The following is a 17,074-nucleotide window of genomic DNA, read 5'->3' as shown; positions in this document are numbered from 1 at the left end:
GTTGTCTAGCCGGTGCCGTGGGACAACACCGAAGTGGCGCCGCTGAGGATCTGGGAAAGGGGATCGGCGCCGCCGCCGAAGGTTGCCTGGTTGGCCGGCGCGGTGACTTCCGCCGGGTCGAAGCCGTGCACCGGGTCCACCTGGACCGGGGCCGTCGCCGGGTCGTCGTTTCGCGCGTAACCCGCATTCACCCGGGGAATCAGGATGGCGTCCAGCTTGTCCAGCGTGCCTTCGTCGATCCCGATGTATTTGAGCGGCATGACGAGCGGAAGGTGCTTCTCCGGGACCATGATCGTCGTGTCTTTGGCGCCCCTGGAGTTGATCGTGGTCCTGATGTTTTGCGGGGGCACCATGCTCGGGTTGGTGAAAGCCACCGCCGTGTGACCGGTGGCCAGCCCTAGCAGCGTGTTCGCCAAAGCGAACATGTTGTCGGGCCGGTCGGGGAAGTCCGCGATCGAGTCGTACGCCGCCACGAATCTGTTTGTGTCGTACTGGCTTTCGTACTGAGGCGGCATAGTGTAGTCGAGCGCGGGAACCACACTGCCGACCGGAAACATGGCGGTCAGGAAGCTCTGCCCGAAGGCGTGATGCCCAATGGGGTCACCGAACGTGGCGAAGTTCAGTCTGTCCGGCGGGGGAGCGGCCGGGTCATTCGCCAGCCGGGCCTGTTCGCCGTCGACCACGAACCCGCCCTCGGACAAGCCGATCGCCGTGCCCGGGCGGCCGGTGCGGATCGCGGCATCGAGGTTGTTCACCCCCACGTCGACCGACTCGCCGACGCTTGGGCCGTCCAGACCCAGTCCGGGCAACAGCCCCTCACCGATCTTGCCGATACCCGGGAAGAGTCGCTCCAGCACGTGCCCCTGCACCTGTCCTGCCGGGTAGCGGACGATTTCGCGCTGCTGGCCGGGGAACCACTGGGCGCCCTCCTGCCGGATGTACTCGTCGTAGGGGATGCCTAGGACGTGAGCGCCGCCGAGGGCGAATGCCGTCTGGTCGCCCGGCGCCCCCGGGGTCGGCGGCCCGCCGATCGGCGCGTCGTCAGCCGTCGCGGTATTGACGCCGAAACACCCTGTGGCAGCTACGGTTACCAGCGCCGTAACACCTGCGAGCAGTTTCTTCATCCCAACTCCTACCGCTCGAATCCGCCTCGTAGTCTCACACACATCCCCTACGGGTGCTAACCGGGCTGCGCCTCGGCGCGTCCCTCCGGTAACCGCGGCGCCGGCCGCCGGGCTCCCACTGGCGCGCCCGCTCGGGAGGGCCACCAATTCGCCCGGCCGACCAGGGCGGCGATGGCGGGAACCGTGATGGTGCGCACCAAGAAGGTGTCCAGCAAAATTCCCACCCCGATCACGAAACCGCCCTGGACCACGGTGCTGATGCTGGAGAACAACAGGCCACACATCGAGGCGGCAAAGATCAGACCCGCCGCAGTGATCACCCCGCCCGTCGAACCCAGGGTCCGGATGATGCCGTAACGCATGCTGCGCGGCGACTCCTCCCGCATGCGCGAGACGAGCAGCATGTTGTAGTCGGCACCCACCGCGACCAGCACCACGAATGCCAGCGGCGGCACACTCCAATGCAATTGCTGACCCAGCAGGTATTGCACCACCAGTACCCCGATTCCCACCGCCGACAAATACGAAATAACCACGGAGGCAACGAGATACAGCGGAGCGACGATCGCGCGCAGCAGCGCGATCAGGGTCACCAGCACCACCAGCAGGGTCACCGTGATGATGAACCGGATGTCGTGCTGGTAGTAGTCGCGCGTGTCCTTGAGCGCGACGGTGTATCCGGCCATCGACACCGTCGCGTCCGCGAGCGCGGTGTTCGGCTGGGCCCCCCGCGCGGCCGCTTCGATCGCGTTGACCTGATCCATGGCCTCGGTGCTGAACGGATTGAGTTTGGTCTGAACCAGGTAGCGCACCGAGTGACCGTCCGGCGAGATGAATGCCTTGGCTGCCTTCTGGAATTCCGCCAAGTGCAGGAGCTGGGGTGGGATGTTGAATCCGGCCATGGCCGGTTGCGCCGCGTCGCGTTTCAGCGACAACAGAAACGCCGCTGAGTCGTTGAGCCCGCTGCCGAGCTGTTTGACTTGGTCGACGACCTGAGCCACCGCGTCGGCGATTTGCCGGCTGCCACCGGCGAAACGGTTAGCGCCATCTTGCAAGGTGTTCAGGTTCGACTGCAGACCACCGGGTTTGTCCATCCCCAGCGAATGCAGCACGGTGGTGAGCTTTGCCAATGCGGCGCGCAGGCGGTCTGCCGACGCTTTCAGCGCGTGCTTGTCCGGGTATTCCTGCAGCTGGTGCGCCAAGTCATTGATGGCGTCGAGGTCTGCTTGATCGCGCGAACCGACCAGTTGCTCGAATGTCCCGCGGGTGGCGCTGCACGAGGGGTCGACGTCGCATCGGGGGTTGCCCTGTAGCGCCCCCAGCACCGGGCCGATCCAGGCGAACATGTTCTTGGCCGCCGAGAAGTTCCAGCCCATGTTGTTGCTGAGCGCGTTGACATGGTCCACGAGCTGGGCCGCGAGATCGACCTCTTTCACCAGCGCGTCGCCGGTGTACTGGTTCTTCGTCGACGAGAAGGCGGTCTCCAGCTCCTGGACGCCGGCGGCGAGCTGGATGACCTGGCCCCGCATGTTGCCGAGGTTGTCGGCCAACGTCCCGGCCCCATCTACCAGCCGGTTGAGGTCGCCTGTGTGGTCTTTGATCAGCGTGGACCCGCCGGCCAGCAGGGTGCCGATAGCGCCCGCTTGATAGGTGGCCCTGAATTGTTCGGGCACGTTGCCGGTGGGACGCGTAATGCCGCTGACCGCAGCAACATTCGGCAATTGACTGACCCGGTCCGCCATTTGCTCCAAGTCCGCGAGCGCCTTCGGCGTGCGAAGGTCGTGCGGGGACTGGACCAAAATGTACTGCGGGATCGACTGATTCACCGGGAAGTGACGATCCAGCGCGGCATACCCGATGGAGCTCGGGGCGGACGCCCGCAGCGCCTTGCGATCGTCGTAGTTGTATCGCACCAGGCCGGCACAGCTGGCCAGGATGATCAACACGAGCACGCTGGCAACCAGGTTGACCCTCGGTCGTCGCACGATGCGGATGCCCGACCGCCGCCAGAACCGGGCGGTCAGCTCGCGCCGCGGCTTGACCAAGCCGCGCCGTCCCGCAAGCACCAGGACTGCCGGCAGCAACGTCAACGCGGCGAGGAATGCCACACCGATCCCGATCGCCGACGACGCGCCGACCGTTTTGAACACACCCATCCGGGCGAAGCTGATCAGCAGGAAGGTGACACCGACGGTGGCCGCGGATGCGGCGATCACCTTTCCGATCGAGAACATGGCGCGCTTGACCGCCTGATCGGGAGTCGCGCCCGACCGCAGGTAATCGTGATAGCGGCTGATCAGAAAGACGGCGTAATCGGTTCCGGCTCCGGCCATTATGGCGCTCAAGAACACAACGGACTGGTTCGAGACGCCCGAGCCGGTCAGTTGGGAGTAGCCCGCTACCACCGCCTGCGCGATCACCAGGGATATCCCGATCGTCAGCAACGGCAGCAGCATGGTGACCGCGCTGCGGTAGATCACCAGCAGGACGATCAGGACCATCACCGCGATCGCCAACTCGATCGGCATCCGGTCCCGAGCGCCCGCGTCGGTGAGGTCGGCGACGGTCGCCGCGGGGCCGGTGAGGTTTGCCGTCAGCGATGTGCCGGTGAGCGCCCCCTTGACGATTTCGCCGATCCGGTTGAAGGCGGCGTACGAGCGGGGCGTGCCCAACTCACCAGCGACGCCGACCGGCAGCACCCACGCCTTGTGATCCTTGCTGGTGACGACGGAGCGCAACGCCGGCGTGCTGGCGAAGTCCTGCAGCATCACGACATCTCGCGTGTCGCGGCGCAGCGCGTCCACCACTTTGCCGTAAGCGGCCTCGTCGGCCGGGCCAAGCCCCTTGTCGTCGGTCAACACCACCAACAGCAGGTTTTCTGAGCCCGACTCGTGAAACGCCTCGGTCATCTTTCGAGCGGTCACGCTCGAGGGCGCATCGCTGGGCAGGATGGCAAGCGGATGCTTCTCGGCCATCTCGCCCAGCGACGGAAAAGTCAGGGGTAGCGCGGCGGCGATCGCAATCCAGATCCCCACCACTGCCCAGGGCCACCGCACCACGAAATCGGCTAGCCGTCGCATATCGCCCTCATCCCCGCTCGGCGCCGTCGGGCGTGCCCGCCGGGGACTCTCGGCCGCACCCGCCCGAGCCCGGTCACACCACGCAAATTCGCCTCACGAGCCATCGAAGTGCTCCACGCTACGCGACGCGTCCCCAGCTCCCGCTGCCGGCGACCCGCACGCAGACCGACTTCATCGCCTCCAGGTAGCGGACAACCGATTTCCGGGCGACCGGGTTGTCCGGGTGCATGATCGCCATGAACGTGCCTTCCCCGTAGCGGAATATGTAAATGGTCAGCTGGTATGAATATCGGCCGTCGGGATAGATTCCGATGTTGTTCGCCAACCCCATGTCGGCCGCGGCGAGAATGGCATTGAGCGGAGCGGCGCCGCCATGAAAGAAATTCGACACCGGAAAGTTTGGTTGCGGCCAGCGCAACCACGGCGCGAGTTCCAACACGCGGTAATAGGGAACTTTCGCCATATCCAGATTCGAATCGAAGGACGCCTGCGCCGCCCACGCGGCATCGCCGAACGAGGCGGCAGCTATGGGCACGGTGATGGGGATCAAACCGGTGAACCAACCCTGCGTCATGAAATTGTCGGTGGCTTTGCGGGAATCCCTGGGAGTAAGCCCGTAATACGTGAGGGCACCCGTGAATTCGTGCTCCACCAAGGCGAGGCAGGCGAACAGGCCGCCGACAAACCGTGCGCCGGCCGCCGCGCAGGCCGATTCGAACCGTTCGGTCTGTGCCGCGTCCATCAGGAGTTCGGACGTCATGTCGCTGCTACTGGAGTCCTGCGGGTCGCCCAGCGGGAGCGGGAACTCGGGAAAGCCGCCATCGTTGTTTTCGGCGAAGTCAATCCACGCGCGCACCTCGGGGGAATCTACGGTCAGCGTTGACGTGTACTCGCGTTCGCGGGTGCAGAAATCATCGAAGCTGCCGGCATCGGGAAGGGTGAGGGCCTGCCCGCCGCCGCTCAACGCGGTGTACATGCCGTTGGCCTCCATCATCGTGGTGCCAATCAACGTCGCGTCCCCGTGGACATGATCCATGGCGGCAAAGAATGTGAAGCGGTCTTCGCTTTGAATGATCCCGAAGGTGAAGCAGCCCCACTCCAGCGGATTCGGAATGGCCACGACGTGAGCGTGTATTTCGTCGGGAGTCATCTCACCGTGCTCGATCGGGGCGAATTCGATAGCGTCGGCATCGTCGACGGTATGCCTGATGAATTCTCCGTCACCGGTGTGCTCGAACCAGCTGCGGAACGTGTCGTGCCGGCGCAGATACGCGTTGACGGCGTGGTTCATGGCGGCAACGTCACACGTCCCGGGCACTTCACAGGTAGCGATGATCTGGCGGGAGAAATTCAGCCCCGCGGCGGTCCGTTCACAGTAATTGCGAAGATGCTGGCTCTGCATGTAGCTGACCGGCACGGAGCTGACCGGCGCGTGCCTGACCTTTTCGGTCGCCGCGGCCGTCGGGTGCCAGGAGATCACCGACCCGGGCGTCACCGTCCAATCACCGAGTGCGCCGATCGTAATCTTCCCGATGCGCAAAACTTCGTCCTCCTCGGTTGCAACGACCACGGCCACCCTGGCGGCGAGACCAAGATAAACCCTCCGAGTGATCGCCGTCGCAGGCGTGCGCGAGCCACCGCCTACACTCGCTCACGGATCCGGCAGGCCGTTGTGGCGATCGAACGGCCGGACGGGGACGCAGGGCGGCAGTCACACCGGCTGTCGTTGCGCGGTGCGGCGCTGCGGGGACGGCGCCGGCCTCCGGAAAAGATCTTCCGAGCGCAACCGGCGTCCCGTGGGGATCGATCGTGACCGGCCAGGAGAGGACAAGCGCATGGCATCCGTCGAAGGTCTGGGCAAGCCGGCATCGGGCTTTGCGATCATCGGTTACGCGGCGCGATTCCCCGGAGCCGCCGATGCCGACGAGTTCTGGGATCTGTTGCAGCACGGCCGCGACGCGATATCCGAAGTGCCGCAAGACCGCTGGGACGTCGACGAATTCTTCGACCCCGAACCGGGGGCGCCCGGTAAGGTCGTCACCCGTCGTGCCGGCTTCGTCGACGACGTAACGGGATTCGACGCGCCGTTCTTCGGCATGTCGACCCGCGAGGTCAGGCTGATGGACCCGCAGCACCGCATCCTGCTGGAAACGGCATGGCGCGCGGTCGAGCATTCAGGCACTGCGCCAACCGATCTGGCTGAGACCAACACCGGGGTCTTCGTCGGTTTGGCGACGCACGACTACCTGGGAATGGCATCCGACGAGCTGACGTACCCCGAAATCGAGGCCTACATGGCCATCGGGACCTCGAACGCCGCGGCCGCCGGCCGGATCAGCTATCGGCTGGGACTGCAGGGTCCGGCCGTCGCCGTCGACACGGCGTGCAGCTCGTCGCTGGTGGCGATCCATCAGGCGTGCCAGGCGCTGCGCCTCGGGGAATGCGACCTGGCGCTGGCCGGCGGCGCGAACGTGCTGCTCACCCCGGCGACCATGATCACGTTCTCCAGCGCGCACATGCTCGCCCCTGACGGCCGGTGCAAGACATTCGATGCGGCCGCGGACGGCTACGTGCGCGGCGAGGGCTGCGGCGTCATCGTGATCAAGCGCCTGGAGGACGCGATCCGCGACGGCGATCGGATCCGCGCCGTGATCCGCGGCAGTGCGATCAACCAGGACGGCGCCTCGGGTGGCCTGACCGTACCCAATGGCGTTGCCCAGCAAAGGGTTATCGCCGATGCGCTCAAGCGGGCCGACCTCGAACCACGCGACGTCGGATACCTGGAAGCGCACGGCACCGGGACGTCGCTGGGTGACCCCATCGAAGCGCAGGCCGCGGGCGCGGTGCTCGGCGCCGGGCGCGAACCCTCCCGGCCGCTGCTGATGGGTTCGGTGAAGACGAACATCGGACACCTGGAAGCGGCCGCGGGCATCGCCGGGGTGATCAAGGTCATCCTCTCGCTCGAGAACGAACTGATCCCGCAACACCTCCACTTCGAGAACCCCTCGCCCCACATCCCCTGGGACCGGCTCGCGGTGCAGGTCGTCGAGCAGCCCACCGCCTGGGAACGCAACGGAGAGCCGCGCATTGCCGGCATCAGCTCGTTCGGCTTCGCCGGCACCAACGCTCACGTCATTCTCTCCGAAGCTCCCGAGCAAACGGAACCCGTTTCCCCGGCACCGCTTCCGGTCGAGCATTCCGGGCACCGCCGGTTCAGCATCCTCCCGCTTTCGGCGCGAACGCCCGCCGCGTTGGCGCGGCTCGCGGCCGACTACCGCAGCTGGTTGAGCGCGCACCCCGAGGCCACCCTCGCGGACGTGTGCTTCACCGCCGGGGCGGGTCGGGCACACCTGGAGCAGCGGGCCGCGCTGGTGGTCAACTCGCGAGAATCCGCGCTGGAACTACTCGGCGCTCTGGCGGACGACCGCCCGGCACCGGGGTTGTTCCGCGGAGAATCGCAGGAGCCACCGAAGACCGCGTGGCTGTTCACCGGTCAGGGCAGCCAATACCCCGGCATGGCTCGAGAGTTGTTCGACAGCGAGCCGGTGTTTGCCGAGACGCTGAATCGGTGCGCCGCCGCGGTTGCCGACGTTCTCCAAAGGCCTTTGCTGGACGTTGTTTTCGATGCGGACGGCCAGGACGGCGAAGCGACGCTGCAGCAAACGTCCTACGCGCAACCCGGACTGTTCGCGGTGGAGATGGGCCTGGCCCGGCTTTGGCAGTCGTGGGGCTTCGAGCCCGACGTGGTGCTGGGCCACAGCGTCGGCCAGTATTCGGCGGCCTGCGTGGCGGGCGTGTTCAGTCTCGAGGACGGTGCCCTGCTGATGGCCGAACGCGGTCGTCTGTTCGGCAGCCTGCCTTCGGGTGGCCGGATGGTCGCGGTCTTCACCGCCGCCGAGCGGGTCGAGCGACTCACCGACGAGTTCCCCAGCCTGTCGGTGGCCGCCTACAACGGCGCCAACACCGTGTTGTCCGGTCCGGTGGCGGACCTGGAGCGGGCGGTGGCCGCAGTGTCGGCCGACGGTGTTCGGTGTGACTGGCTGGACACCAGCCACGCGTTCCACTCGGCGCTGCTGGACCCGATCCTCGACGAATTCGAATCGTATGCGGGGCGGTTCGACTTCAAAGCGCCGCAACGAATCCTGATCGACAACCGCACCGGAGCGGCGCTGGGCCGCAGCGTGAAGCTCGATGGCGCTTACTGGCGCCGTCACGCGCGCCAGCCGGTGGAATTCGCCAAGAGCGTGCGCACCCTCGCCGAGCTGAGCTGCAAGGTATTGCTCGAGATCGGCCCACGACCGGTGCTCACCGCCTCGGCCCTGAGCGCATGGCCCGACCCGGCCACCGCACCGCGGGCGATCACGTCGCTGCGCCGTAACACCGCCGACCACCGGCAGATCACCGAAGCGGTTGCCGACGCGTATGTCCTGGGCCACCTGCCCGACTTCGCGGCCTTCGGGCAGGCGCACGCACGCAAGCTGGACCTGCCCACCTATCCCTTTGAGCGGCGTCAGTACTGGTTCCGCGACGACCGCGAGCGCCCCGACCAACGCCGCGACGTCGGTGGGCCGCGCACCGAAGCGGTCCGCCTTCTCGAGGACGGCCGGATCGAGGAACTCGCGACGCTGCTCGACGGCGCGAGCGGCGATCATCAGACCCTGCAGGTGCTCACCAAGCTTGCGGCACAACACAATCAACAGCGCACCACCCGGTCCATCGAGAACGACCGCTACGAGATCCGCTGGGACACATCGACCGCCGAGCCGTCACCGGCAGACGGAGTGTCGCGGTGGGTCATCGTCGCCGACGGTACCGACGCGGTCCAGCCGTTGGTCGACGCGCTGACCGCACGCAACGACCGATTCGAGGTCATCGGGTTGCCGGTGTCCGACGCGGACGAGGAACACCTCGTGGGCGTGTTTCGCGCTGCCGCCGCGGACGATTCGACGCTTCGCGTCGTGCATGCCGCGGCCTTGGAGGCGGGGACCACGCCGTCGATGCGCTCACTGTTGCGGATGCAGCACCGGATCCTCGGCGGGACACGGCGGCTGTTTCATGCCGCGGTCGCCGCGCAGTTGCGCAGCCCCATCTGGGTCGTGACGCGCGGCGCGCAGCGCGTCACCGATACGGACACGGTGGCGCCGCACCAGAGCAGCCTGTGGGGCTTCAGTCGCGCCGCATCGCTGGAGCTGCCGCAGGTATGGGGCGGACTCGCGGACTTGTCAGCGGGGACCGCCGACGAATGGACTGCGCTCATCGACCGGATCGCCCCCGCGGACGACGCGGCGATCAGGGAAGACCAGCTCGCGCTGCGTGATCGGGCGGTCTACGTTCCCCGGTTGGTTCGGCGCATCGAGACCCCGAGCGGCACGTCGCTGCAATTGCGAAATGACGCAACGTATTTGGTGACCGGCGGGCTGGGTGCGATCGGGCTGGAGATCGCCGGGCACCTGGCCGCCAACGGCGCCGGGCATCTGGTGTTGACCGGTCGGCGCCCGCCGACCGATGCGGTCCGACAGCGCATCGACGCACTCGGTGAGGCGCACGGCTGCCAAATCCGGGTCGTGGCCGCCGATGTCGCCGACGCGCACGACGTCGCACGCCTGCTGGCGGGCGTGCAGGCCGAGTTGCCGCCGTTGGCCGGCATCGTCCATGCCGCGGGGGAGATCGGTACCACGCCCCTGAGCGCCTTGGACGATGCCGAGGTCGATCGCGTCTTCGCCGGAAAAGTCTGGGGCGCCTGGCATTTGAGCGAGGCGGCGACGGACCTGAAGCTCGACTTCTTCCTCAGCACGTCCTCGATCGCCTCGGTGTGGGGTGGATTCGGCCAGAGCGCCTACGGCGCGGCGAACGCCTTCCTGGACGGGCTGGCGTGGCGGCTGCGCGAACAGGGCATCCTCGGCGTGAGCGTCAACTTCGGGCCGTGGGCGGCCGGTATGGCCGACGCGGAATCTCGTGCGCGACTGGATCAGCGCGGGATCCGTACGCTGGCACCGGCCGATGCGCTTGCGGGGTTGTCCGATGTGGCGGCGGCCGCCGCGGCGCGGGGCGCTGCCCACGGAGTAGTGGCCCGAATCGACTGGACCCGCTTCTTGCCGCTCTACCAGCAAGCGGGTCGGCGGGCGTTCCTGGCGGAGCTGGAGCGCGAGGTGCCCGCTGCGGTGCCCGCGGCGACGCCGGCCGGGAACACCCCGTTGGTCGACCGGCTCACGGCCGCTCCGGTACAGCAGCGCAAGAAACTGTTGACCGATTATCTGCGTGATGCGGTCGCGGAGGTGACCCGCGTCGACGCCGCCGAGATCCGCGAGGACGCAGGGTTTTTCGATCTCGGCATGGATTCGTTGATGGCGGTCGAATTGCGTCGGCGCATCGAGGAAGGGGTGGGTAAGCAGGTCCCGGCCACCCTGGCGATGGATCACCCACGGCTGTCCGACGTGGCCGACTACCTGCTCGGCGACGTGCTCGAGCTCCGCGATCAAACGTCCTCGAAAACGCGGTCCCAGCCGGCAACGGTGGTGACGACCCGCACGGACGAACCGATCGCGATCGTCGCGGTGTCCTGCCGTTTCCCCGGCGCGCCCGACCCGGAAGCGTTCTGGCAGGTGCTGTCCGAAGGGGTCGACGCGATCCGGGAGGTCCCGGAGGACCGATTCGACATCGACGAGTTCTACGACCCGGATCCGGACGCCCCAGGCAAGACCTACACCCGGTTCGGCGGATTCCTGGACGAAATCGACGGATTCGATCCCGAATTCTTCGGCATCTCGCCCCGCGAGGCCGTCTGGATCGAGCCACAGCAGCGGCTGATGCTCGAAACGGCGTGGGAGGGCCTGGAACGCGCTGGGTATTCGCCGGCCGCATTGCGCGGCAGCCGAACCGGAGTCTTCACCGGTGTGGCGGCCAACGAGTATGCGCATCTGCTGTCGTCGGAGTCGGTCGACAAGATCGAACCGCACTTCATCACCGGCAATGCGCTCAACGCCATCTCCGGTCGGGTCGCCTTCGCGCTGGGACTCGAGGGACCGGCGGTGGCGATCGACACCGCATGCAGTTCGGCGCTGGTGGCCGTCCATCAAGCCTGCCAGGCGTTGCGGTCCGGCGACTGCGACATGGCGCTGGCCGGCGGAGTGAACGTCCTGCTCAGTCCTGTGACGGTCATCGCGGCCTCCCGCGCGCGGATGCTTTCCCCGGTGGGCCGATGCAAGACGTTCGACGCCTCCGCCGACGGTTACGTGCGCAGCGAGGGCTGCGGAATCCTCGTACTGAAGAGGTTGAGCGACGCGGAGCGCGACGGCGACCGGATCTGCGCGGTGATCACCAGCAGCGCGGTCAACCAGGACGGCGCGTCCAGCGGTTTGACTGTGCCCAATGGTGGTGCGCAGCAACGGCTCATCGGGACGGCGCTGGCTCGTGCGGGTCTGGCCGGCGGGGACGTCGACTACCTCGAGGCGCACGGGACGGGCACCCCGCTGGGTGATCCGATCGAGGTGCAGGCCGCGGCCGCCGCCTACGGCGCCTCGCGCGACGCCGACCGGCCGCTGCTGATGGGCTCGGTGAAGACCAACATCGGTCACACCGAATCCGCTTCGGGCGCAGCCGGTCTGATCAAAGTCGTGCTGTCGCTGCAGCACGAGGTCCTGCCGCCGAGCCTGCACTTCGAGCAGCCGTCGCCGCACATTCCGTGGGACTCGCTGCCTGTGCGGGTGGTCGACAAGACGATGCCGTGGCAGCCCAACGGCAGGCCGCGGCGCGCGGGCGTGAGCTCGTTCGGGTTCACCGGAACCAACGCGCACGTCCTGGTGGAGGAGGCACCGGCCCGCGCCGTATCCGCCGACCCGAACCCCGCCAACGACGCCGCCACGGGCTCGGCGTCGCACGCTCAGGGCGCCACGGTGCTCGCGCTGTCCGCGCGGTCACCCGAAGCGCTGGTGGCGTTGGCGCAGCGTTACCAGGCCTGGCTGGCCGCCCACCCGGATGCGGACCTCACCGAGGTATGCCTCACCGCCGGAACGGGCCGGTCACACTTCGAACACCGCGCCGCCCTGGTGGTGGACTCGCTCGAGAGCGCGCGCGACGCCCTGGCCGAATTGGCCGAGAACCGCCTGCGGCCCGGCGTTGTGCGTGGCGAACACACACACCACCCGATGACGGCATGGTTGTTCACCGGCCAGGGCAGCCAGTACCCGGGGATGGCGCGTGAGTTGTTCGACACCGAACCGGTTTTCGCCGAAACGGTGACGCGGTGCGCGGACGCGGTCCGTGACATCCTGCCGCATCCCTTGCTAGAGGTGCTGTTCGCCACCGATCGCGAAACGGGGGGCAAAGCCGGAGAGAGGCTGCGGCACACGTCGTTTGCCCAGCCGGCGCTGTTCGCCGTCGAAATGGGCCTGGCCCGGCTGTGGCAGTCGTGGGGGATCGAACCCGATGTGGTGCTCGGGCACAGCGTCGGCCAGTACGCGGCGGCCTGCGTGGCGGGGGTGTTCAGTCTCGAGGACGGCGCCCGGCTGATGGCCGAGCGCGGCCGGATGTTCGGCAGCCTGCCCGAGGGCGGACGGATGGTGGCAGTATTCGCCGACGCCAAGCACGTCGAGGAGGTCGCCGGCGGATTCCCGCGAGTGTCGGTCGGCGCGTACAACGGACCGAATACGGTGCTGTCGGGTCCGGGTGAGGACCTCGAACAGATCGTCGCCAAGTTCGGCGACGAGGCGATCCGCTGCACGTGGCTGCAGACCAGCCATGCCTTCCACTCCGAGTTGTTGGATCCGGTGCTCGACGAATTCGAGTCCTACGCAGCGCAATTGGAGTTCGCCGCCCCGACGATGCCGTTGATCTGCAACCGCACCGGGGCCGTGCTGACGGGCCAAACCCCGCTCGACGCCGCGTACTGGCGGCGCCATTCCCGCCAGCCGGTGCAGTTCGCCGAAAGCGTGCGCACCGCGGCGGCGCTGGGCTGCTCGGTGTTGATGGAGATCGGTCCGCAACCGGTGCTGACCGGTGCCGCGGTGCAGGTCTGGCCGGAGCACCTGACCGCACCGCGGGCGATCGTCTCGCTGCGTAAGGGCGTCGGCGATCGGCGCCAGATCGCCGACGCGCTGGCCGCGGCCTACGTCGGCGGCCATCGTCCGGATTTCGCTGCGCTGCATGGTCAGCGACGTCGCAGCATCGAACTGCCCACCTATCCGTTCCAGCGCCGCCGGTTCTGGCCCAAGACATCCGGCACCGCCGTCGTCGGAGGGGCCGGCCCGTCTTCGGGCATCCTGGGCAGCGCGAAGGACCTCGCCTCGGGCGACTCCGTCTACACCAGCAGGTTGTCCGTCAAATCGCAGCCGTGGTTATCCGATCACGTCATCTACGGCACGGTCGTGGTGCCCGGCGCAACCTACGCGGCGATGGCGTTGGCCGCGGTCGGCACTCCGGCACGGGCGAAGGACGTCTTCTTCTACGAGCCGATCATCTTGCCGGAGAAGAGTTCTCGCGAGGTACAGCTGACCTTGCACCCGGTGCAGGCAGGTCGCGAATTCACCTTCCAGGTGCACAGCCGTCCCTACGGGGAACGCGGCGCCGAGTGGTCGTTGAACGCCGAAGGCACCGTGGTCGCCGGCGCGGACGACGTCACCGACGAGCCGGTGTCCGACGACGGTGATCCGATCGACGAAGCGCTCGAGCGGCTGAACCGCATGCGTCCACAGGAGTTGTTCGAGACCTTCGCCGACTTGGAGCTGGCCTGGGGACCGACCTGGTCCGGTTCCCTGAAGTCACTGTGGCTCGGTGACGGCGAGGCGGTCGGCGACATCCTCGTCGGTGCCGAACTCGCCGAACAACTCGGCAGCGAGCCGATGCACCCGGTGCTGATGGACCTGTGCACCGGGGTCGCCTTCCCGGCCTTCCCGGCGCTCCTCGCCGCCGAACAGGGCGTCAACGATCTGTTCCTGCCGCTGCGCTACGGGCAAGTGATGTTGCGGGAGAAGATGCCGCGGCGGTTCTACTGCCGTGCGAGGTGGCACACCAGCGAACTCAACAGCGAGACCCAGGTATTCGACCTCGATTTCGTCGACCGGGACGGCCGCCGGCTGGGCGGGATTCGCGAGTTCACGGTGAAACGCGCACCGCGCGAGGCGTTGCTGCGCGGCCTCGGCGGCGATGCCACCCGGCTGCTGTACACCCTCGGCTGGCACGAGGTGCCGGCGCCGCCCGCTGAAGAAGCCGCAGAGATCGGCGGCACCTGGTTGATCGCCGGATTCGACGAACTGGCCGCCAAGGTGCCGGGCTGCATCCCGTTCGACCGGAGCGCAGATCCGCAGCCGTTGGGGCAGGTGCTGACTCAGGCCGCCGAGCGGGGGCTGCCGTTCGCCGGCGTCGTCTGGCGCGGCGAAGCGCCCAACGCGGGCAAAGGTGGCGCCGACTCAACCAATGGGGCGGCGCGCCTCGAGACCGAGATCGCCAATCTGCTCAGCGCCGTGCACGCGGTGCAGGGCGGCGGCGTGAATTTGCCTGGGGGACTGTGGATCGTCACCGAGCGGGCCGTGGCATGCGAATCCGGCGAGCCGGTCGACCCGGTGCAGGCGGCGCTGTGGGGGCTGGGGCGCACCACGATCAACGAGGAACCGGCGCTGCGCGCCAAGTTGATCGATTGCGACGGATCACCGGAGGCCGTGCACGCGCTGGCCAACCTGTTGGCCACCCCGGTGGACGAACCGGAACTGGCGGTGCGACAAGGAAAGCTGCTGGCATCCCGGTTGCTGCCGTGGGCGCGCAGCGGTCATCTCACGGTGCCGCGTGCGGGCGACTACGTCCTGGCGCCCACCGAGCGCGGCGCGATCGACAACCTGCGACTCACGGAAGTGGACGTCGCACCTCCGGGCGAGGGCTATGTGCAGGTCCGGGTGGAGGCCTCGGGCCTCAACTTCCGCGACGTGCTCAACGTCCTCGGCCTCTATCCGGGCGACCCGGGACCCATCGGCGGTGATTTCGCCGGCGTCGTCACGCAATTGGGCGCCGGCGTCACCGGGCTCGAGGTCGGTCAGCGCGTGTACGGCTTCATGCAGGGGGCGTTCTCCAGCCGGTTCAACGTGCCCGCCCAGCTGCTCGCGCCGATCCCCGACGGAGTCAGTGCGGTCGAGGCGGCCACCATTCCCGCTGCGGCGCTGACGGTTCGGCTCGCGTTCGACTGGGCACAGCTGAAGCCCGGCGACCGTGTGCTCATCCACGCCGCCAGCGGCGGTGTCGGCCTGGCGGCCATCCAGATGGCTCAGCAGTGCGGTGCCACCGTCTTCGCTACCGCCAGCACCTTCAAGCGCGCGACGCTGCGCAAGCTGGGTGTGGAGTACGTCTATGACTCGCGCACAACGGATTTCGCCGACCAGATCCTCGCCGACACCGACGGTGCCGGCGTCGACGTGGTGCTCAACAGCCTGACCAGCGAGGGGTTCCTCGAAGCGACCGTGCGGGCGACCGCCCAGAACGGCCGCTTCGCCGAGATCGCCAAGCGCGACATCTGGACACCCGAGCAGATGGCGCAGGCCCGTCCCGACATCGCCTACGAGATCGTGGCGCTGGACACGGTGACCTTCCAAGAGCCCGAACGTATTCGGGGCTTGCTGACCGAGGTGTCACAGGGATTGGCCGACGGGGACTGGACACCGCTGCCGGCCGAGATCTACCCGCTGACCGAGGCGCGGGCCGCGTTCCGCCGCATGCAGCAAGCGCGGCACATCGGCAAGATCGTGGTGCAGATACCCAATCCGCTGCAGCCGCGGGCGGATCGGAGCTACCTGATCACCGGTGGACTGGGAGCCATCGGTCTGCACACGGCGTCGTATCTGGCGCAGCTCGGTGCCGGTGACGTCGTGCTGACCAGCCGACGGGAGCCGGGTGCAGACGCGCAACGGTTGATCGAGGAGATGACCGAGCGCTACAAGTGCCGCATCCATGTCTTCACCGCCGACGTCGGCAACGAGTCCGAGGTTGCCGCGCTGCTGGCGCGCATCCGCGCGGAGCTGCCACCGTTGGCCGGCGTGGCCCATCTGGCCGGCGTGCTCGATGATGCGCTGCTGTCCCAGCAGAGCCTGGAACGGTTCCAGACAACGTTGGCGCCCAAGGCATTCGGCGCATGCCACCTGGACAGGTTGACCCGAGACGACGAGCTCGACTTCTTCATCGTGTCCTCGTCGGTGTCGAGCTTGTTCGGTTCGCCCGGTCAGTCCAACTACGCGACCGCCAATGCGCTGCTCGACGGCCTGGTCGCGCAGCGCAGGGCGCAGGGCCTGCCGGCCACCGGCGTCAACTTCGGTCCCTGGGCCCAGGGCGGTATGGCCTCCTCGGAGGCCGCGACCGCCAACATCACTGCGCAGGGCCTGATTCCGCTGGAACCGTCGGCGGCCCTGGGTGCCCTCGCCGAGGTCGTCGCGAACGGAACCGGCCAGGCCACCGTCCTCAAGGCCAACTGGCAGCGCGCCGCGAAGGTGCTGGGCAGTTCGCGACCACCGATCCTCGACGTGGTGTTGCCCAGTGCGGTCGGAGAGGTGACCGGTGACAGCGAGTTGCTCAAGCAGCTCATGGAGATTCCGGTGCCACAGCGCGCCGGTTTCGTGACCGAATTCCTGCAACGAGAGGTGCAGAACTTCCTGCGGCTCGCCTCACCGCCGGCGGCGAGCAGCCGGTTCCTGGACCTGGGGACGGATTCGTTGATGGCGATCGAGCTGCGCAACCGGCTGCACAGTCAGTTCGGCGGTAAGTTCACGATCAACGCGACTGCGGTGTTCGACTATCCGACCATCGGAGGCCTGGCCGAATACCTCGTGGGTCAGCTGCCCGACGCGGACACCGAGCCGGGCCAGCCGGAACCGGTTGCGGCGCAGGAGCCGCAATGAT

General features: G+C 67.6%; 4 protein-coding genes. 1 reads left to right on the top strand and 3 read right to left on the bottom strand.

The genetic code is table 11. The features are described from left to right. Positions 1-5: 5 nt before the first annotated feature. From pe to A9W96_RS22805, 3 genes are all read right to left on the bottom strand, one after another. On the bottom strand, positions 6-1,124 hold the full coding sequence (gene pe, locus A9W96_RS22815) for an acyltransferase PE (protein ID WP_066877419.1): 1,119 nt from the start codon (positions 1,122-1,124) through the stop codon (positions 6-8). Positions 1,125-1,180: 56 nt separating this feature from the next. After that, a complete protein-coding gene (locus A9W96_RS22810) occupies positions 1,181-4,204 on the bottom strand; it encodes an RND family transporter (protein ID WP_082972545.1) in 3,024 nt (1,007 codons plus the stop codon). Positions 4,205-4,322: 118 nt separating this feature from the next. Beyond that, positions 4,323-5,744 carry a condensation domain-containing protein gene (locus tag A9W96_RS22805; RefSeq protein ID WP_066877449.1) on the bottom strand — a complete coding sequence of 474 codons (1,422 nt, stop codon included), beginning with the start codon at positions 5,742-5,744 and terminating at the stop codon, positions 4,323-4,325. Between the two features lie 295 nt (positions 5,745-6,039). Here A9W96_RS22805 and A9W96_RS22800 point away from each other — a divergent pair, with 295 nt between their 5' ends. Further along, complete coding sequence (locus A9W96_RS22800) at positions 6,040-17,073, top strand: type I polyketide synthase (RefSeq protein ID WP_067143269.1); 11,034 nt, start codon at positions 6,040-6,042, stop codon at positions 17,071-17,073. The last annotated feature ends 1 nt before the right edge of the window (position 17,074 follow it).

Origin of the sequence: Mycobacterium sp. 1245852.3, assembly GCF_001669335.1 — a bacterium.
Taxonomy (GTDB): Bacteria; Actinomycetota; Actinomycetes; order Mycobacteriales; family Mycobacteriaceae; genus Mycobacterium; species Mycobacterium europaeum_A.
This window is presented reverse-complemented; position numbering and strand designations above follow the sequence as displayed.

Excerpts from the sequence above, each read along its gene's own strand:
- pe (WP_066877419.1), bottom strand. The coding sequence starts at position 1,124 with ATGAAGAAACTGCTCGCAGGTGTTACGGCGCTGGTAACCGTAGCTGCC.
- A9W96_RS22800 (WP_067143269.1), top strand. The coding sequence starts at position 6,040 with ATGGCATCCGTCGAAGGTCTGGGCAAGCCGGCATCGGGCTTTGCGATC.
- A9W96_RS22810 (WP_082972545.1), bottom strand. The coding sequence starts at position 4,204 with ATGCGACGGCTAGCCGATTTCGTGGTGCGGTGGCCCTGGGCAGTGGTG.